Raw genomic sequence first — 18,901 nt, forward strand, 5'->3', positions numbered from 1 at the left:
TTCTCCTATCGTCCTTGGTAGATCGGGGTGCGTCGGGCAGCGAACGCCGCGATCCCCTCCGCGAAGTCTTGCGAGCGGCACTGCTGGGCTAGGGCATGCTGCTCCGCGGCGAGCGCGTCCCGAAGAGATTGATCGGGTGCGTCGTTGATCAGGCGCTTCATTCGGCGCAGACCCAGCGGGCTCTTGCCGGCCAAGGTGGCGGCGAGTTCGGAGAGCCGGGTGTCGAGCTCGTCGGGGTCGACGATCTCGCTGACCAGTCCCGCGAGCACCGGCGACGACGGCGGAAAGTGATCGCCGGTGAAGGCCAGGTATTTCGCCATGTGTGCGCCCACCACCCGCGCCAGCCGAACCGAGCCTCCGGCGCCAGGAATCAGTCCGTAGTTCGCGTGCGCATCACCGATGCGTGCGGCGCTCGAAGCCACCACGATGTCGCTCGCGAGCAGCAGCTCGAGTCCGCCGGCTAGCGTCAACCCGTTGACGCCCGCGATCACCGGTTGGGCAAGCGCGGCAAGCCGCTCGATGGTCCGGCCGGCGTAGGAGACGAATTCGACAACCTGGCTCGGATCGATCTCGCCGGCAGCGTTGGCGATGGCCTTCAGGTCGGCGCCCGCGCAGAATGCCCGGCCGGTGCCCGTCAAAACAACCACCCGAACGGATTCGTCGGGTTCGATCTCGTCCAGCGCTACGTTCAATTCGTCCAGCAGGCCTGGGCTGATGGCATTCATCGCGGCCGGACGTTGCAGCCGTAGCCAAACGACTGCTCCTGCGCGGTGTTTCGCGAGGGTGGGGGATAGGGCCGTGTCGGTCATGTCAGTTGACCGCCCGCTCGAGGCCCGCCCAGTAGGCGGCGCGAAGTACCTTCTTGTCGATCTTTCCCACCTTTGTCAGAGGTAGTTGGTCGACCACCTCGATCGACTTCGGCGCATGGTGCGGACCTTTGCGCTGCTTGACGCTGGCCATCAACGCGGCCGTGTCCGGTGTTGCGCCGGGCCGGGCCACCACAAATGCCTTGACCGCCTCGCCCCATTTCGGGTCGGGTACGCCGATCACCGCGGCCATCGACACCGATGGATCATCGGCGAGAACGTCTTCGATCTCGCGGGGATAGATGTTGAAGCCGCCGGAGATCACCATGTCCTTCTTGCGGTCCACGATGTGGAAGACGCCGGTATCGCTGCGGTACCCCATGTCCCCGGTCCGAAGCCAGCCGTCGCGCAGCACCTCGGCGGTCTCCGCGGGACGCTTCCAGTACCCGGACATCACGGCTCGTGATCGCACGCATAGTTCGCCGACCGTTCCGTCGGGCAGGGGCAGCCCGTCCTCGTCGAGGACGTCGACGAGGGATCCGGCGACCGCGCGACCGCAGGAGGCCCAATTCGCCGGATCGTGTTCGGAGGGCAACAAACTGGTGGCCATGGCGAGGCACTCGGTCTGGCCATACCCTTGTAAGAGGATGCGCCCGAACGCCTGTTGCGCCTCGTCGATGCGCGACGGCGACATCGGCGACGCACCATAGACCACCGTCTCCAGCGAGCTCAAGTCGAACCGGTCCAGACCACCGTGATCGAGCAACGCATACAGCACGGTGGGGATGGTGAACACGTAGTTGATGCGATGGCCCTCCACAGCGGCAAGCCATTGCTCGGCGTCGAAGCCCGCCTGCAGAACGACGGTGCCTCCGCGCAGCAGCGTGGGCAGGATCGGCAGGACACCGGCGTGGGTAATCGGAGTTGCGATCAGCGTCCGCGGGTCCAACGGCAGTCGCCAAGAGGCGATCAGCGAGAACACCGCCTGAACCATCGCGCGCTGGGAGATCATGGCGGCCTTGGGCCGCCCAGTGGTGCCGCCGGTGTACTGCAGCCAGGCGATGTCTTCTTCCTCGGCGCCACCGCGGGTGAGCGGTTCCGGCGTGGCCCCGACGCACAACGCCAGCAGGTCCTCGCCGACGTCCGCGGGCCCCAGCGTGAGCAGATGCTTGACGGTGGTGGCGCGTGCGACGATCTGGGCACCGACATCCGCGAACTTGGGATGCACGATGAGAATGTCGGTTTCGGCGTCCTCGCACAGCTGCACGTGGTCGTCGACGGACCCTAGGGGATGCAGCCCGGTGTACATCGCGCCGCTGAGGCAGATCGCGGCCTGCGCCATCCAGACGTCGGGCGAATTGACGCTGAGCGCGCCCACGCAGTCACCCTTCGCAATGCCCTTGTCTTGCAGCACCTTGCGGATGCGGCTGGTCATATCGGCGGCCTCGGCGTAGGACACGCGGCAGTCGTCCTGGATGAACGCCGTGCGATCGCTGTGGCGAGTCAGCGCTTCAACGATCAACGCGGAGTAGGAGATTCCGCTGTGTGGTTCCGTCATGATTCCTCTTTGATGTGGAGGTCGCGGCTAGACATTGGGTAGCCGGGCGCCGGCGTCGATCGACAGTGTCGTCGCGTTGAGGTACCTGTTCTCGATGATGTGCATGACCAGTGATGCGAACTCGCTGGGGTCACCCAGTCGCGACGGGTTGAGGGCGGCTGAGCCGAGCGCTTGAACCACCTTGGGATCGACTTCGGCGAAGATGCCGGTATCGAACAGACCAGGCGCGATGGTCACCACCCGAATGCCGTACTGAGCCAGGTCGCGAGCTGCCGGAAGCATCAAGCCGATCAGGCCGGCTTTGCTTGCGCTGTAGGCCGCCTGGCCCTTCTGACCTTCGAATGCGGCGCCGGAGGAGACGTTGATGATGACCCCTCGTTCACCGTCAAGCCCCGGGTCCGTGTTCCGGGTCATCAGCTCGGCGCATTGGCGCATGACATCGAATGCACCCACCAGATTCACATCGATAACCCGCTGAAACTGTTCGATGTCGAGCGGCCCACTCTTGCCAAACACCCTCCCGGGATTGGGAATCCCTGCGGCGTTGACGCACACGTCGACCCGGCCGAATATCCCTGAGACTTCGGCGATCGCCGCGGTGACTGCGGCACGGTCGGCCACATCCACCGTCACCGGGACTGCAGGCGCGCCAGCCTCTTCGGCAACCGAACGCGCTGCCCCCGCGTTGCGATCCAGGACTGCCACCTGCGCTCCGGCCTTCGCCAAGGCCAGGGCCGTGGCCCGGCCCAAACCTGATCCGGCGCCCGTCACGAGTGCAACTCGATCAACGATGTCCACTGCTGCCAATCCTTTCGAGGCTGCCGATATCAAACCAGTCAGATGTGACTGGTTTTAAACTAACATCAAATCTCCCGCGGGTCAACGATCAAATGCCGCTGTCGCAGTGCCGGGTGCCTTACCGCTGACGGGCCGGTAAGCCATGGTCACAGTGACTGGCTCGACGAGCTTTCGCTATTGACCGAACGGCCCGGCCCTGTTTTACTTCAGTCAATCTAGTCAGATCTGACTGGTTTTACCGAACGGATCGATGTGGACATCTCGAATCAAGTAACCGGCCTCATGGAACGAGTGGGACTGGCCAAACGAACCGACCAACTCGGTGCGGTGGCGATGAACGCGGCTCAGCTCCTCATGCACGGCGGGTTCGAGACGGGCGAGAAAGGCTCGCCGTTCGAGGTGGTGGCAAAGGAGCCGATGTATCGACTACGCCGGTACTTCCCGGACAGTGACAGCGCTGGGCGGCCGGCGGTGGTTCTCGTCCCGCCGATGATGTTCGTGGCAGACGTCTACGACGTGTCCTCGTCGTCGTCGGCGGTGAGCGTGCTCCATGAGTACGGCATCGATCCGTGGGTGGTCGACTTCGGCGCACCCGAACATGAAGAAGGCGGGCTGCAGCGGACGCTCGCCGATCACATCGTTGCAACCAGCGAGATCGTCGACCGAGTTCGGGGCCTGACCGGCAGAGACGTCCATCTCGGTGGTTACAGCCAAGGAGGAGTCTTCGCGTACTCCGTCGCCGCCTACCGGCGCGGCGCGGGACTGGCGAGCGTCATCTCGTTTGGTAGCCCTGTCGACACCAAGTCGGTGTCGATATTTTCGTTACCCGAACCGTTGATGGAATTCGCGGCAGACGCGGTCGCCGCGTTACTGGATCGCACGGGACTACCCGGATGGGCCACCCGCGAAGGCTTTCGGCTGCTCGATCCGGTGAAGAATGTGCGGTCACGTATCCAGTTCCTGCGGCAACTGCACGATCGCGAAGCGTTGCTGCCCAACGAGCGTCAGCGGCGCTTCATCGAGTCTGAAGGCTGGATCGCATGGCCGGCTCCAGCACTGGCCGACGCACTGCGGCAGTTCATCGCCCAGAACCGGATGCTGGCCGGCGGCATGGTCATCGACGGGCGACCGCTGGCTCTCTCAGACATCGACAAGCCCGTCCTGTGCTTTGTCGGCGTGAACGACCAGATCGGACAGCCCGAGGCGGTCCGGGCGATCGCCCGCGCGGCTCCGCGTGCCGACATCTACCAGGTCTCGTTGCCGGTCGGACACCTCGGCATCGTCGTGGGTTCAGCGGCAACGACGAGCACCTGGCCGATGGTCGCCGCCTGGGCATCGCATCTCGACAACGGCACCGATATGCCGGAGATCATCGAGCCGATGACTACGTCGAAAGTTGCTGCAGACAAAGAAAAACGCAACCCGTTCGTCTCAGCGGTGGGTAAGGGACTGGAGGCCGGCTGGCGATTGGGCGCGTCGACGCTCGACGCGACGTGGGCACTCACCGCGGGCGCCGCCACTACTCTGCCGCGGCTGTTGCGTCTGGAATTGGTGCGGCCCGAGACGCGGGTGTCTCTCGGCAGACTCCTCGACGAACGTGCCGAAGGACACCCCGGTGCAGTCGGATTCTTGTGGGAGGACCGCGCCTACACTCACGCCGCTCTCAAGACGCGCATCGACGCTGTGGTGGCGGGACTGCTGTCGGTCGGCGTGCGCCAGGGTGAATCAGTTGGGGTGCTGATGGATACCCGTCCCAGCATGCTTATCGCCGTTGCCGCTCTGAACCGGATCGGAGCGGTGGTCGTGTTGTTACGGCCCGACGGTTCGCTCACCGAGGAGATCAAACTTGGTGGCGCCGCACGCATCGTGACTGACCCGGAACACGTCGACTCCGTCCGCGCGCGAGCCGACACCGAGGTGTTCGTGCTCGGCGGTGGTGGAGGACAACGGGACCTCGGCGTCGATGGGGTGATCGACTTGGAGCGCATCGATCCAGCTGAGGTCGTCTTCCCGACCTGGTATCGACCGAATCCCGGCGTGGCGCGCGAGACGGCCTTTGTCTTGTTCACCGGCGACGGTCCCTCGACGAGGGCGCGAATGATCACCAATGCGCGCTGGGCGCGGGCCGCCTTCGGAACCGCGGCCTCGGCTGAACTCGGACCGCGCGACACGGTATTCAGTGTCAACCCGATCCACCACCCGTCGGGTCTGTTGATGTCCCTCGGTGGCGCGGTTGCCAGCGGTGCCCGCTTTTCGATGGCGAGCCGATTCGACCCCGACACATTCTGGAATGAAGCGCGCCGCTATGGCGTGACGGTGGTGTCCTACACCTGGACACAGCTCCGCGACCTCGTCGAGGCACCGCCGCATCCCGGTGAGCAGCACCACACGATCCGTACATTCATCGGCTCGGGTATGCCGGCCGGGCTGTGGCACAGGGTCATTGAGCGCTTCGCCCCGGCCCGGGTGGTCGAGTACTACGCCTCCGCGCAGACCGACGCGATCCTGGTAAACATGCCCGGCGCAAAGGTCGGCTGCATGGGCACCCCGCTTCCGGGCAGTCCCGAGCTACGCATCGCCCGCATTGACGAAAAGACCCGGCGGCTGGCCCTGTCCGCCGACGGCTCCGCCGAGCAGTGCCGGCCCAGGGAAATCGGGATGATGCTGTCGCGGGTCGAGCCGGGAATGTCGCCTGCGGCGCGCCCACATCGGGGGCTATTCGCTCCGAGAGACGCTTGGGTGACGACCGGAGATCTGTTCTACCGCGATGAGGACGGCGACTTCTGGCTCGCGGGCAGTGCCGACTCGCTCGTCACTACCGCCCACGGGGTGGTCGGCGGGTCCGCCGTCGAAGACGCACTCGGCATCCTCGATGCGATCGACGTGAGCGTCACCTACGCCGCCCCCGGAGCGGACGGCGACATCGCGGTCACCGCTGTCACCCTGCGAGCCGGGCGATTGCTCGACGCCGAGGACCTCTCCGTTGCACTGAGCCAACTGCCCCCGGATCGTCGACCGCATGTCGTGCACGTCGTCGAGCGCATCCCGACCAGCACGTCGCATCGACCGCTGCCAAGCGCGTTCGCCGCAGGCGGCCGACCCGAGCCCGGCCCAGGGGTCTACATGCTGGATCCGCTCTCGGGCGAATACCAGACAACAACCAACTCGCACCCGCTAGGGAGTCGACGATGAGCCAGGCACACGACTACGACTACCTCATTGTCGGATCCGGCTTCGGGGGGAGCGTCTCGGCGTTGCGCCTGGCCGAGAAAGGTTATCGGGTAGCTATTTTGGAGTCCGGGCGTCGCTTCGAAGACTGGGACTTCGCCGAGCGGCTCTCGCAGCTGCGCCGGACGATCTTTGCGCCCAAGCTGGGCTTGAAGGGCATCCTGCGGGTCACGCCGTTCAGAGACGTCATGGTCCTTACCGGCAGTGGCGTGGGCGGCGGCAGCCTGGTCTACGCGCAGACCCTCTGGCGCGCCGGCGACGGGTTCTTCGAGGACTGGCGCGCGGTATGCGGAGACGCGCCAGATCTCGACAAGTACTACGAATTGGCCGAAGGCATGCTCGGCGTGGTGACGCAGCCGCGACGCACGCCCGCCGACGAAGCCATCGAAGCTATCGCCGTCGAGTTGGGTGTAGCCGACACCTTCCGCCCAGTCCCGGTTGGCGTCTACTTCGGCGAGCCCGGCGTCGTACGCGCCGATCCGTATTTCGGCGGCGACGGCCCGGCCCGGTCGGGTTGCATCGAATGTGGCTTGTGCCTGTTGGGATGCCGTAACAACGCCAAGAACACGCTGCCGAAGAACTATCTGTGGTTCGCCGAGCGCCTCGGTGTGCAGATCGATCCCGAACGCACGGTCACCTCGATCCGGCCGCTGGGGGCGGCGGACGGTTCAGACGGATATGCCGTGACCAGCGAACGCACCGGGTCCTGGATTCGCAAGGACCGCCGCACGCAGACCGCACGGGGTGTCGTCGTTGCCGCCGGTGCGCTGGGGACCAATCAATTACTCGCCCAATGTAAGCGGGACGGCACGCTACCGTGGATCTCCGATCGCCTCGGCCAACTGGTTCGCACCAACAGCGAGGCGATGACGGCGGTCACCACACCGAACGACCGCGGCTGGGGTCGCAGCGTTTCGATCACCTCAAGCGTGCATCCAACCGCGGACAGCCACGTCGAAGCCGTTACCTACGGGTCGGGCGGCAACGCGATGGGCCTGATGTTCACATTGCTGACCGGCGATGGCACCAGAATCACCCGGCCGCTGAAGCTGCTCGCCCAGATCTTCAGACATCCGATTCGCTTTGTCCGCGTGACCAATCCGCGCAGCTGGTCACAACGCTCGCTCATCACCGGCGTCATGCAGACCACCGACACGTCGCTGTCGCTGGTGCCCAAGCGGCGGATGCTCGGCCGGCGGCTGCGGCTCACCACCCGCCAGGATCCAGACCACCCGACGCCCACTTTCCTGCCGGTGGCCAATGACTTCGCCCGGCGACTCGCCGACCGGACCGGTGGGACAGCGCAGAGTTGGCTGACCGAAGCGCTGTTCAACATGCCGATCACTGCACACATACTGGGTGGTGCAATAGCGGCCGACACCCCCGAGCACGGCGTTGTCGACGGCGAGCATCGAGTGTTCGGCTACCGGAACCTGCTTATCTGCGACGGCGCGGTGATCCCGGCCAATCCCGGTGTGAATCCGAGTCTGACGATCACAGCGATGGTCGAGCGGGCGATGGCAGCGATCCCGGTCAAGCCGGGTGCCCAAACGACAACCCCTCGTGCGAGGTCGATTAACTCGAAACCGGCAGCAGTCTAAGCGCTAATTGCACCTGGAGGCGTTGACCCATCGACCGTTGTAGCCCACACATCCGCTGACATTCGGCGGCGGCGGCGGGTCGTTCGGCATCGGAGCGTAGTACGCCGGCGGCGGAACGTAGGGCGCAATGGGGTCGGCGAGGTTCGCACAGCCACTCACCGATACCCGGCGGCCGGCGCTTGCACAGACGTCGGCGTTAGCGGCCCCGGGTACGGGAATCGTGACGACCGCCCCGGGGACGGCCGCGAGGGCCAGGCGAGGACCCTCGGGGCGCGTCGACAAGTGTCAGGATGGAGCCGACGCTGAGGCAGGAGCAGAGAATGCACAGTGAGACCGCGCTCGTCCTCACAGTTTTGGTGCTCTGCTACGCGGCCGTCTCCGGGCTGATCCGACGCTGGTACCTGGCGCCCGCGCTGATATTCGTCGTCGTGGGCATAGTTCTCGGTCCGTCGTGCTTGGGGTGGATCGAGGCGGGTTCTGACACAAAGGGTTTCACGGTCCTTTCGGAGGTGGCGCTGACGGTGATTCTGTTCAACCAAGCCTCCACGCTGAACCTGCGGACCGCGTTTCGGCGCGGCCATCTGCCGCTGCGCCTGATGGCGATAGGGATACCCGTGACTTTCGTCCTCAACACGGCGATCGCTGTCGCAGTGCTGCCGGTGCTGCCGTTTTGGGAAGCGGTGTGCCTGGCGGTTATCGTGGCGCCCACCGAGGTGGCATTGTTGGACGTCCTGCTCGATGATCGGCACATCCCTGAGCGTGTCCGTCATGCGCTCTCGATTGAGAGTGGTCTTTATGACGGCTTTGCGCTGGCCGCGTTGTTGGCCGCGCTCGCGCTCGCCTCGGAGCAGACTGATCGCGCTCCGGTCCGCTGGGCCTGGTTCGCGTTTCGTACCGAGTTCGTCTCGCTGGCGGTCGGCGTGCTCATTGGTGTGATCGGCGGCGTGCTGATCTCACGATCCAGTGCGCGCGGGTGGATGAGTGGTACCTGGGCGCAGCTGGCGACCCTGGCGCTCGCGCTCGTCTGCTTCGGGCTTGGCGAGCGGTTGCACGGCAGCGGGTTTGTCACCGCCTTCGTCGGCGGGTTGGCCTATGCAGTTGTTTTGCGTCGCAACGATACCCAGGCGGCAGCGACCCAGGTCTCCGACGCGGCTGGCCAAGTTCTCGAGCTGCTGGTGTTCGCGCTTTTCGGCGCGATGGCAGTCGTGCCGGCCTGGCGCGACGCTGGTTGGCGGGTTGTTGTTTTCGCAGCCCTCGCGTTGATCGTGGCGCGTATTGCATCACTTGCGATCGCATTGGCTGGTAGTGGTTTGCCGAGGCGCAGCAAACTGTTCATGGGATGGTTCGGTCCCCGGGGAATCGGCACACTCGTACTCGGCCTAATCGTGATCGGGGAAGGCGAGATCAAACAGGGGGCGTTGATCACTCAGGCCGTGGTTGTGATCGTCACGCTCAGCCTGATCCTGCACAGCATCACCGCGGCTCCTGGCATCCGACTCTGCCGGCAAGAAGACGACACCCCAACCGACAGCCCACCGGAACCCGAATAACGGTGAGCGCACCGACCCGGACCCGAATCGCGCACGGGCGCGGCGGGTCTGACACGATGACGCGGTGTCCACACCCAACAGTCCCGCCCACGCGGCAGGGCCAAGCCTGCATCAGTTGACGACGCCGCGAGCGGCGGCTTTGGCAGGGGTTCTGTTCGCCTTACTTTTCGGCGCCACGCTGATCCTGATCCGCGTGAAGATGCCTGAGGGAGTGGGCGATTCGGCGGAATGGCTCGACTCACAAAAAGACGGCATTTCGACGGCGACGAAGCTGATGCCGTTCGCCGGTATCACCTTCCTGTGGTTCATCGGCGTCGTGCGGGACAATCTCGGGCGCTACGAGGATCGGTTCTTCGCATCGGTGCTTCTCGGAAGCGGTCTGCTGTTCTTGGCGATGATGTTCGTCTCGACCGCGGTCGCGGGCGCGCTGGCGGCTACCGATGCAGGCGTCACCGATGCCGCTACTCATGTCGCGGTGCTCGTGTTCGGCAAGATGATCGTGGTGTCGGCGGCCAAAACCTACGCCATCCGGATGGCGGCGGTATTCATGATTTCGCTGGCCACCATCTGGCTCAAGACCGGGCTGATGCCGCGGTGGCTCGTCGCCGTCAGCTATCTCGTGGCGCTCGGCTTGCTCATCGCGGGCGACGTGTCCATGTGGCTGACATTGGCATTTCCCGCCTGGGTGTTGGTCGTGAGCGCACTGATCTTGCTCCGCGCCGGCTATATCGACGAACAGCGGCGCATATGCTTTTCCAATTAATAATGGACGCCCGGCGCTAGACGCCACCTCAACGGAAAGGCTGGAGAGTGGCTGAGCAACCTCTCGACGCCGCCACTCGTCTCGCGGTGCAACGCACCCGCTTGGCTCAGGAACGAACCCTGATGGCCTGGATCCGAACAAGTACGTCCTTGATCGCTTTTGGTTTCACCATCTTCAAGTTTTTCGAGTATCTCGCAACGGATGAGAGGCGTCGCGAACCGATCGTCAGTCCCTGGGTCATCGGGATGATCATGATCCTGCTGGGCCTTACGGGCTTAACGCTGGCGTGGATTCAGCATCGCCAGGATGTGAAGGCACTACGGGCAGAAGCTGGACCATTGCCGTACTCGATAGCGGGCATCATGGCCGGCTTCATCGCCGGTCTGGGTGCCGTCGCGCTGGTCGTCGTGGCCTTCAGGATGTAGCACTTCACTTCACTGGCGCAGTTGGATCGCCGTCGTTGCCGGTTGCCCGACACCTCGGCTACTCGCTCGATGGGGCGGACTTGATAAAGGCAAGATCCGCAGCCAGTTTCACCACGTGATCGATGCCGCCAAGACCATCCTGGAAACTGCCGGACTGCCCGAGCCCACCGTGGTGAACAGCATTACGCAGGCACCGCTCGAAGGTGTCAGCATGCTGCCCACCCTGCGCGACGGCGATGCGCCCGAACACCACGACGTCCAGTATTTCGAGATACTCGGCAACCGCGGCATCTACCACAAAGGTTGGACCGCGGTGACCAAGCACCGCACACCCTGGACCACCGAGGCGCCGCCGGCGTTCGACGACGATGTCTGGGAGTTGTACGGACCCGACGACTGGACGCAGGCACACGACCTGGTCAAGGAGAACCCGCAGAAGCTGGCCGAGATGCAGCGCCTGTGGGTCATCGAGGCGGTCAAATACAACGTTGTGCCCCTTGATGATCGGACTTTCGAGCGCTTCAACCCCGATATGGCCAGGCGCCCCCAGCTGATCCGTGGGAACAGTCAGCTGTTGTTCCCCGGGATGCGGGTCAGCGAGAACTGCGTGCTCACCCTGAAGAACAAGTCGTATTCGGTGACCGCCGACATCACCGTTCCGGAAGCTGTCGCCGCCGGCGTCATCATCACCCAGGGCGGCATCGTTGGCGGCTGGTCGCTGTACGCGCACGAGGGCAGGCTCAAATATTGCTACAACTTCCTGGGCGTCGAGCACTTCATGGTTACTGCCGAGCAGCCCATCCCAGCCGGAAAGCACCAGGTGCGAATGGAATTCGCGTATGACGGCGGCGGCCTTGCCAAGGGCGGCGACGTCACGCTGTACTACGACGGCAAACCCGTCGGGCAGGGCCGCGTCGAACGGACGCAACCGATGATCTACTCAGCCGACGAGGCCTGCGACGTCGGCGCCGACACCGGCTCACCCGCATCACCGGACTATGGCCCCACTGGCAACAAGTTTTCCGGTCAGATCGCCTGGGTGCAGATCGACATCGGCGACGACAGCCACGATCACCTCATTAAAGCCGAGGACCGGCTCACGATCGCGATGGCACGGCAATAATGTTGCGGCTCTTGGTGATTCAGAGCCGAGTAGACGCTGGGGTCGGCCCAGTCGCGTGGGGCGCATGTTCCGCATGCTGCGCGTCCGGCGTTTCAGCAAATCCTGGCGATCAGTGACATAGTCACGAAACCGCTCGTCGCGAGGTTTCAGGTCTACGGTGAGAGAATGACGTGGCAAAATATTTCTGTCTCGCGGTTCGGCGGCCCTGAAGTAATGGAACTGACGGAACAACCGAGTGTTCCCGACCCCGGTCCCGACGAGGTCCGCATCAAGGTCCTGGCCGCCGGCACAGGCTTCACGGATATCTTCATTCGGCGCGGCCGCTATCCGGACTACAAGGGGCCGGTTCCGTTCACCCCCGGATACGACCTTGTGGGAATCGTCGATGAGGTCGGTCCCGGCGTGGCCGGCCTGCACGAGGGTCAGATGGTGGCCGATCTTTGCGTCGTCGGCGGCTACACCCAATACGCAATCCGGCCGGCGCGGTTCCTGGTGCCCGTCCCCGATGGCGTCGACCCGGCCGAGGCGGTCTGTATCCCGTTGGCCTACCTAACCGCCTTCCAGATGCTCACCCGCTATCGCCAGCTGTCCCCGGGCGCCACGATCCTCGCGATCGGGGCCTCGGGCACGGTCGGCACGGCGCTGCTCGATCTGGCCCGACATTTTGGTCTGAACGCCATCGGTACCTGCTCTGCCGCCAACATGGCCGTGGTTGAAAGCTTTGGCGCCAAAGCAATCGACTATCGCGACGGCGACTTCGTCGAAGCAGTGCGCAAGCTCACCGCCGCACAACCCAACGCACACAGAGGCCGCGGTGGCGTGGACGCCGCCTTCGACGCGATCGGCGGCGCCCATTTCACTCGATCTTTCGCCTGTCTGGCATCCGGTGGGCTGCTAGTCGGCTACGGGTCGCAGACCATGGCCGACGGGCGCGAAGGCCTGCTCTCGGCCGGACTTGGCTTGGCCAGGCTCCACGTCTGGGGCGCGTTCAGGTTCCTGTTCAGCGGCCGTAGCGCAGTGTGGTACAGCATCACCTCGCGACGAACGAAGCAACCGGAAGAATTCAAGGCCGACATGGCCACACTGTTTGGCCTACTGCGCGACGGCGCCATCCATCCTGTCGTCATCGATCGCCTACCCCTCGCGGCCGCCCGCGAAGTCCACACTCGCATCGACGGCGGCGGACTCGGCGGCAAAATCGTTCTGATGCCCTGGCCCGCGCCGTTACCTGATCCTCGCCCTGCCACCGCGCGGGTCGGTGACTCACCCGTCTCGTAGGCATGAAGTCGGCGGCTCGTAGTCGGACGGCTGGCGGCAAGCTGACCGTGCGGATCGCACACGAACGCGCGCGACGCAAGCCAGGACTACGGGCTCGAACTCCGACCACCACGATGCGCGGCTGCTCAGGCTGTCGCGACGTCACCGGTCTGAAGCTCGCGCAACGCGGTCCGTAGCCCGCGACGTCTGCCGGTGTCGGGGTCGACACCGAAGCTCTCGCGAACGCCCTCACGGATTCGGAATTTCAGCTCCGAGTGAGTTTCGGGCGCGTCGTCCGAGGTAGCTTCGAGGAACTTGTTCGGGACCGAGAGCTTGACGATTGTCCAGAACGTCTGCATGTACTGGTGCATTAAGGATCCGGTCGTGTACGGCAGGTCGTACTTGTCGCATAAAGGCTTGACGCGCTCGGATATTTCGGCGTACCGGTTGCTTGGCAGGTCAGGGAACAGGTGGTGCTCGATCTGGTAACACAGGTTGCCGCTCATGAAGGCCATCAGGGGGCCGGCTGTGAAATTCGCCGAACCGAGCATCTGCCGCAAGTACCACTCTGCGTGCGTCTCGTTCTCGTATTCCTCGCGGGTGAATTTCTCGGCGCCGTCAGGGAAGTGCCCGCAGAAGATCACCAGATACGCCCAGTAGTTGCGGATGAGGTTCGCTACCGCGTTCGCGGCCAGGGTGTGCTTCCACCCGGGGCCCGACAGGGCGGGAAAGATGATGTAGTCCTTGCCGACCTGCTTGGCGACCTTCTTGCCGATCACGCGCAAGTCCTTACGGACCTCGTCCATGGATTTTTTACCTTTGCGGACCTTCGTTAATTCAACCCCGTGCAGCGCAACGCCCCACTCGAAAAGCGTTCCGAGCAGCAGGTTGAAGACAGAGTTGCCGAGATACTCCGGTTTCCAGCGCTGGTCTCGGGTGACCCGCAGGAGGCCGTAGCCGACGTCGTCGTCCACCCCGACGATGTTGGTGTATTTGTGGTGCACAAAGTTGTGCGAGTGCTTCCATTGCACGCTCGGAGAGGCGGTGTCCCACTCCCATTCGGTGGAATGGATCTCCGGGTCGTTCATCCAATCCCATTGGCCGTGCATGATGTTGTGCCCGAGTTCCAGGTTCTCGATGATCTTCGCGGTGCCGAGCAGGGCGGTCCCGGTGACCCAGGCGACCTTGTTCCTGCTCGCCAGCAAGGCTATTCGGCCACCGACCACGAAAGCGCGCTGCAGCTGGATTGTTCTGCGGACGTAGCGGGCGTCCCGTTCGCCCCTGGACTCCTCGATATCGGTTCGGATCGCGTCCAGTTCGCGACCCAATTCTTCGATGTCGGCCTCGGTGAGGTGTACGTACTGCCTGATGTCGGTGATCGCCATGCGGCGCTCCTAAATGTCGATGGTGCAGTCGCCCGATGTTGCGGTTTAAGGTAGTCATCGGGCAGCAACGGCGTCGTCGCGCGAGCCACCAACCTCCGCAACACATTAACCGTCGGGTCGGCACGGTCTCGACATTCCTTGCCGGCGCCGTTGGCGATCGCTTCTGTCGGACCAGTTGTGTACCGCCGCAGACTAAGCACAACGTGCGTGGGCATCTCGAGGATTGTCCGGGGCCTCTGTGGCCCGCGATGGGCGTGGTGGACGGTGAGGCTGCCCTTGGATGATCGCCATCGCTGCCTCGACCGTGCGTGCGGCGGGTAGCAAACCCTGCGGATCGGCGATCCGCAGCACCCGGGAGACTGCCGCACTGGGTACTACTGCCCAGCCTATGCCAGGGTCCGCGCAGCGGACGGAGATCCTGTGCAACGCCGAGAAACCCTCGGTTCCAAAGAAATCCAGGTCGCGCAGATCGAGGATCACTCCGCGGCAACGCATTAGATGCCCCCGGGTGTACTCGGTCAGACTGTCAGCGTTGGATGCATCGATGTGCCCGTGGGCACTGATGACGGCTACCGATGATCCCAGCCGACCATAGGCTAATCGTGTGGTGTGACTCCCCGATGACTGGGAAAGAAAGCCGTCGGCCCGCGTCATAGATGGAGTAGGAACAGCATTCATGGTGATCCCCGACGTGCGGTTGTCACCGGTCTGTTCGGCGTGAGCTAATGCTCTCCGAAGTCAGCGGCGGACGGCTGACCCATCCCGAACTGGTTGAAAGTCTCAACTCAGTTGAGGTTCCACCCCGAGGGAGCAATTGTCAACACCTGCGGATCAAACCTTTGGGTTCGGCTAGAACGAACGTCGATCCGAGGTCTGCAGCCTTGGGAGTGGGTGGGCAGATGCTGAGTCCAAGCGAATCGGAAGCGTTGCGGCGATAGTGCCGGTGCATGCGCGAATTGTTTTGGCGAGCAACGGTTCTCGTTGAGCTCTGGTCAGGGTTTTCGATTCGTCAGATCGGCATCCCGCCCGGTGGTGGTGATGAAGTCGTCAAGGATGTCGACCACGGCTGTCGGGGATTCGACATGCGGGAAGTGCCCGACGCCGGCGAGCACCTCGAGTCGACTGCCCGGCACGGCGTCGTGAGCGGCGTAGCCGTGGGCGACAGGAATGATCCGGTCCTGCTCACCCCAGATCAGCAAGGTGGGTAATCCATAACTGACATGGATCTTGCCGAGTGCGCTGACCGCCTGGCCGCGGTAGTCCACCACCGAGCGCAACGTACGTAGGAATGCTTGGCGAGTCGGCCGATCCGACAACGAGCAATAGGCGCTCCACATCTCGCTAGCGCGCGGCGACTTGATTCCGGCCGACGTGAGCCACGACCCCAGCTTGTTGCCGAGGTTCAATACCGGCTGCGGAGCGACCACCGGCAGCACCAACTCGGCTCCGGGTGCCGAGAGGATCCGCAAAATCCAGTTCAGGTCGGGGCCGAGGCCACCGCTGCTGATGAGAACCAGGCGCTGGCAGTAGTCGCGATGTTGATAGGTGAACTGCATGGCCACACCGCCACCGAGTGATTGACCGACCACTGTCGCCTGGCTGATACCTAGCTCATCGAGCAGATCACGCAGCCACGCCGCGAACGCACCCAACGAATAGTCACCGCGCGGCTTGGCCGATTCACCGTGCCCTAGCAGGTCCGGCGCGACCACCCGATACCTTTTCGCCAACTCAGGGATGACCGCCCGCCAGGTCGCCGAACTTCCCGCCATGCCATGAATCAACAGGAGCGCCTCGCCGGCCCCTGCGTCCCGATAGGCAATACGCTCACCGTGCAGATCGAGATAGCTCATCTCGGTCACGTGAACTGGCCTCCGTTCATCAGTGTTCTGGCAAGCCGGCCCGACTGCTAGTCGACTATAACGTAACCTACGGTTCCGTAGGTTACTGATGAGTAGATCACACTCATCTGTGCTGTTCGAGACGCCACTGGCGGACCGCCGCGATCGCCGTCTTGAGTCCGCGGTGGCGCCCCGTTGCCAGGTCGGTACCGGTGAAGCCGGCCTGTAGTTCGGTGAACATCCGCTCGCTACGAGTTTCCGGAGCGTCGTCAGCGGTGTCGCGTAAGTAGCGGTCTGGCAGCGACAGTTTGGCGATAGTTCGCCACGTCTTGCCGTACTGCGACAAGAAAGAGCCTGTGGTGTAAGGCAAGTCGTACTTGTCGCATAGCTCGCGCACGCGTACCGAAATCTCGTGCAACCGGCTGCTCGGAAGATCGGGAAACAGATGATGCTCGATCTGATAGCACAAGTTGCCGCTCATGAACCGCAGCAATGGCCCGCCCTCGAAATTGGCGCTGCCCAACATCTGGCGCAGATACCATTCGCCCTTCGATTCGCCGATCATGTCGGTCTTCGTGAATTTCTCTGCGCCATCGGGGAAATGCCCGCAGAAGATCACCGCGTTGGCCCAGATGTTGCGAATGATGTTGGCCACCACGTCGGCCTTCAGCGTCGATGTGTAGGTCGCCGCTGGCGACAGCGAGGTGAGCGCCGGGAACGCGACATAATCCTTGGCCACCTGCCTGCCGACCTTGGTCGACCACTCACGCATCTGTTGAAGCGTGAAGTCGCGCTCCGGTCCAGGCTTCAAGAGGTTATCGTAATCGATGGACTGGGTGCCGATTCCCCACTCGAACCCAACCGCGAGAATGGCATTCATCAACAGGTTGCCGATATTGAAGAGCCGCCAGGGCTGGTCGCGCGTGACTCGCAGAACGTAGTAGCCCACATCGTCATCCATGCCCAGGATGTTGGTGTACTTGTGATGCTGAAAGTTATGCGAGGAAATCCAGTGCTTTGATGCCGCACTCATGTCCCACTCCCAAGTCGAGGAGTGGATCTCGGGATCGTTCATCCAATTCCACTGGCCGTGCATGACGTTGTGGCCGATTTCCATGTTCTCGATGATCTTGGCCAGACCAAGGGTCACGGTTCCCGCCCACCACGCGGAACGTTTCGCGCTGGCGGCGAGCGCGAGCCGGCCGGCCACCTCGAGGGCACGTTGGGTGGCGATGGTGCGACGGATGTAGCGCGCGTCGCGCGCGCCAAGGGAATCCTCGATGTCGAGCCGGATCGTGTCCAGTTCAACGGCGAGGTTGTCGATGTCGGCATCGGTCAAGTGGGCGAAGGCCGGGACGTCGGTGATCGCCATAGTTATCCGCCTTTTCTTTCGCGCTTAAGTGTCAGGGCTGCCGGCGTTGTCCGCCGACGAAAGCACCCGGCTCGGCCGCTCATTTTGCTCTGCTGGCCGAGCCGGGGAGTACATCGGGCCGGTCAGTAGTAGTGGCGGCGGCCGCCGACGGCGTGTCCCATCCGTCCCATCAGCATCAGTGCCAGGCCGACGACGAGGAGGATGACCCCGATGACGAAGCAAAGATGGGCGTAGGCGAAGGCAGGAAGGAGGGCAGGGAGGACGAGCCCGAGGACGATGAGGAGGATTCCGAGGCCGATCATGACGTTTACCTAGTTTCTGTGGATTTGGGGGAGGAGGATGGCTGGGTCAGTGTCGACGGACGTCATTTAGCTTGGTGCTAAAAGCGATTTGGTGTGGCCCAGCCCGATCTGCGCGTCTTTCGTTGCGCAGCCGGTTATTCCCGGCAGCATGATTTCTTGACCACAAAGGATAGATTCAGGATGTGCGGCGCGAGCGAATGCTCATCAAGTTTGGCGGCGTACAACCAAACCGTTCCGTACCGGCTGAAGGGCTCAGCAACAACAACGGTACACCTGTCGGGTACCTCCGGCCAGATCCTGACCTGAGAGGTCGGCCACACGGGCAGCGGTGGCTGGCCGCGAAGTCCGGTGCAACTCGTATATCGCCGACTTGTCAAAGGAAGAATCAAATCGACTGTCCAGCATGACAATCCCGCATCACGTTCACTAGTGGCTTGAGGAAAGATAGCCGGGTTTTGGGTGTGAAGACGCGCACGTCATTGAGCCCCACCGGGGCCGCGCGCGGCCCTCCCGCGACACCGAATGCTGTCAGGCTCTTAACACCTGGCTGCGCACCTAGAATCACCACGGCCCCGGCCTAGTCGATACCGATCTCATAACCCCGCTCTGCACCAATCCCGTTAGCCCAGAGCGTGATCTGATGGCTACTACCTACTGAAAGAAAGTCATGTCTCAGCCCATGTTGGGCTCCTGATCGACGCGCTCGGCGTGGACCGGGTCCTCGGCAGTGAGCGTGTCGAGGACGACCTGCGCGGCGGTGTCTCGACCGGTGCGCGCGCGATCAGCTTGGGCGTCTAATTTCGAATGTGCGTGCCGCGCGGTGTAGCCCCGGCCGATGAGCACCCCGATGGCCTGATTGATGACCGACGCCGCTCGCAGAGACGTGCCCCCG

General features: G+C 63.5%; 16 protein-coding genes and 1 pseudogene. 7 read left to right on the plus strand and 10 right to left on the minus strand.

From position 1 onward, the window contains the following. Positions 1-5: 5 nt before the first annotated feature. Genes WAN02_RS30475 through WAN02_RS30485 form a run of 3 tightly spaced genes read right to left on the minus strand, consistent with a single transcriptional unit; the run spans position 6 to position 3,162 of the window. A complete protein-coding gene (locus WAN02_RS30475) occupies positions 6-809 on the minus strand; it encodes an enoyl-CoA hydratase/isomerase family protein (protein WP_422269103.1) in 804 nt (267 codons plus the stop codon). A 1-nt stretch (position 810) separates the two neighbouring features. After that, positions 811-2,364: an AMP-binding protein gene (locus WAN02_RS30480; RefSeq protein ID WP_422269104.1), complete on the minus strand. Its 1,554-nt coding sequence runs from the start codon at positions 2,362-2,364 to the stop codon at positions 811-813. Positions 2,365-2,391: 27 nt separating this feature from the next. Beyond that, positions 2,392-3,162, minus strand: coding sequence for an SDR family NAD(P)-dependent oxidoreductase (locus WAN02_RS30485; RefSeq protein WP_422269105.1), 771 nt, complete (start codon positions 3,160-3,162; stop codon positions 2,392-2,394). Between the two features lie 282 nt (positions 3,163-3,444). On the opposite strand from WAN02_RS30485, the gene WAN02_RS30490 reads away from it, so the two are divergent. After that, the gene (locus tag WAN02_RS30490) at positions 3,445-6,354 is read left to right on the plus strand and encodes an AMP-binding protein (RefSeq protein WP_422269106.1); all 2,910 of its coding nucleotides are present in this window, start codon (positions 3,445-3,447) and stop codon (positions 6,352-6,354) included. Beyond that, entirely contained in the window at positions 6,351-7,991 is a 1,641-nt protein-coding gene (locus tag WAN02_RS30495; RefSeq protein WP_422269107.1) for a GMC family oxidoreductase N-terminal domain-containing protein, read from the plus strand. The genes WAN02_RS30490 and WAN02_RS30495 overlap by 4 nt, the downstream gene beginning before the upstream one ends. Before the next feature lie 3 nt (positions 7,992-7,994). Here WAN02_RS30495 and WAN02_RS30500 read toward each other — a convergent pair whose 3' ends face one another. Further along, positions 7,995-8,273 (minus strand): hypothetical protein, encoded by a 279-nt coding sequence (locus tag WAN02_RS30500; RefSeq protein ID WP_422269108.1) that lies wholly within the window; start codon positions 8,271-8,273, stop codon positions 7,995-7,997. A gap of 38 nt (positions 8,274-8,311) precedes the next feature. Here WAN02_RS30500 and WAN02_RS30505 point away from each other — a divergent pair, with 38 nt between their 5' ends. From WAN02_RS30505 to WAN02_RS30525, 5 genes and pseudogenes are all read left to right on the plus strand, one after another. Then, complete coding sequence (locus WAN02_RS30505) at positions 8,312-9,541, plus strand: cation:proton antiporter (RefSeq protein WP_422269109.1); 1,230 nt, start codon at positions 8,312-8,314, stop codon at positions 9,539-9,541. 64 nt (positions 9,542-9,605) lie between these two features. Continuing rightward, the gene (locus WAN02_RS30510) at positions 9,606-10,304 is read left to right on the plus strand and encodes a hypothetical protein (protein WP_422269110.1); all 699 of its coding nucleotides are present in this window, start codon (positions 9,606-9,608) and stop codon (positions 10,302-10,304) included. A gap of 47 nt (positions 10,305-10,351) precedes the next feature. Then, the gene (locus tag WAN02_RS30515) at positions 10,352-10,729 is read left to right on the plus strand and encodes a YidH family protein (RefSeq protein ID WP_422269111.1); all 378 of its coding nucleotides are present in this window, start codon (positions 10,352-10,354) and stop codon (positions 10,727-10,729) included. 94 nt (positions 10,730-10,823) lie between these two features. Next, a pseudogene (locus WAN02_RS30520) lies at positions 10,824-11,852 on the plus strand (arylsulfatase); the annotation flags it as partial. A gap of 213 nt (positions 11,853-12,065) precedes the next feature. Further along, positions 12,066-13,130: an alcohol dehydrogenase catalytic domain-containing protein gene (locus WAN02_RS30525; protein ID WP_422269112.1), complete on the plus strand. Its 1,065-nt coding sequence runs from the start codon at positions 12,066-12,068 to the stop codon at positions 13,128-13,130. Between the two features lie 125 nt (positions 13,131-13,255). Here WAN02_RS30525 and WAN02_RS30530 read toward each other — a convergent pair whose 3' ends face one another. The 6 genes from WAN02_RS30530 to WAN02_RS30555 form a co-directional block, all read right to left on the minus strand. Beyond that, entirely contained in the window at positions 13,256-14,494 is a 1,239-nt protein-coding gene (locus WAN02_RS30530; protein ID WP_422269113.1) for a fatty acid desaturase family protein, read from the minus strand. Positions 14,495-14,686: 192 nt separating this feature from the next. Then, positions 14,687-15,172, minus strand: coding sequence for an STAS domain-containing protein (locus tag WAN02_RS30535; protein ID WP_422269114.1), 486 nt, complete (start codon positions 15,170-15,172; stop codon positions 14,687-14,689). Positions 15,173-15,486: 314 nt separating this feature from the next. Next, a complete protein-coding gene (locus WAN02_RS30540; RefSeq protein WP_422269119.1) occupies positions 15,487-16,347 on the minus strand; it encodes an alpha/beta fold hydrolase in 861 nt (286 codons plus the stop codon). Between the two features lie 112 nt (positions 16,348-16,459). Continuing rightward, positions 16,460-17,707: a fatty acid desaturase family protein gene (locus WAN02_RS30545; protein ID WP_422269115.1), complete on the minus strand. Its 1,248-nt coding sequence runs from the start codon at positions 17,705-17,707 to the stop codon at positions 16,460-16,462. A 122-nt stretch (positions 17,708-17,829) separates the two neighbouring features. Continuing rightward, positions 17,830-18,009 carry a DUF6131 family protein gene (locus tag WAN02_RS30550; protein WP_422269116.1) on the minus strand — a complete coding sequence of 60 codons (180 nt, stop codon included), beginning with the start codon at positions 18,007-18,009 and terminating at the stop codon, positions 17,830-17,832. 672 nt (positions 18,010-18,681) lie between these two features. Next, positions 18,682-18,901: hypothetical protein (locus WAN02_RS30555; protein ID WP_422269117.1), on the minus strand; the 220-nt coding region annotated here is incomplete at its 5' end.

Source organism: Mycobacterium sp. (assembly GCF_049281135.1).
In the GTDB taxonomy this organism is placed as follows: Bacteria; Actinomycetota; Actinomycetes; order Mycobacteriales; family Mycobacteriaceae; genus Mycobacterium.

Coding starts and splice junctions, on each gene's coding strand:
- WAN02_RS30475 (WP_422269103.1), bottom strand. CDS start 809: ATGACCGACACGGCCCTATCCCCCACCCTCGCGAAACACCGCGCAGGA.
- WAN02_RS30480 (WP_422269104.1), bottom strand. CDS start 2,364: ATGACGGAACCACACAGCGGAATCTCCTACTCCGCGTTGATCGTTGAA.
- WAN02_RS30490 (WP_422269106.1), top strand. CDS start 3,445: ATGGAACGAGTGGGACTGGCCAAACGAACCGACCAACTCGGTGCGGTG.
- WAN02_RS30495 (WP_422269107.1), top strand. CDS start 6,351: ATGAGCCAGGCACACGACTACGACTACCTCATTGTCGGATCCGGCTTC.
- WAN02_RS30505 (WP_422269109.1), top strand. CDS start 8,312: ATGCACAGTGAGACCGCGCTCGTCCTCACAGTTTTGGTGCTCTGCTAC.
- WAN02_RS30525 (WP_422269112.1), top strand. CDS start 12,066: ATGGAACTGACGGAACAACCGAGTGTTCCCGACCCCGGTCCCGACGAG.
- WAN02_RS30530 (WP_422269113.1), bottom strand. CDS start 14,494: ATGGCGATCACCGACATCAGGCAGTACGTACACCTCACCGAGGCCGAC.
- WAN02_RS30535 (WP_422269114.1), bottom strand. CDS start 15,172: ATGAATGCTGTTCCTACTCCATCTATGACGCGGGCCGACGGCTTTCTT.
- WAN02_RS30540 (WP_422269119.1), bottom strand. CDS start 16,347: ATGAGCTATCTCGATCTGCACGGTGAGCGTATTGCCTATCGGGACGCA.
- WAN02_RS30545 (WP_422269115.1), bottom strand. CDS start 17,707: ATGGCGATCACCGACGTCCCGGCCTTCGCCCACTTGACCGATGCCGAC.
- WAN02_RS30550 (WP_422269116.1), bottom strand. CDS start 18,009: ATGATCGGCCTCGGAATCCTCCTCATCGTCCTCGGGCTCGTCCTCCCT.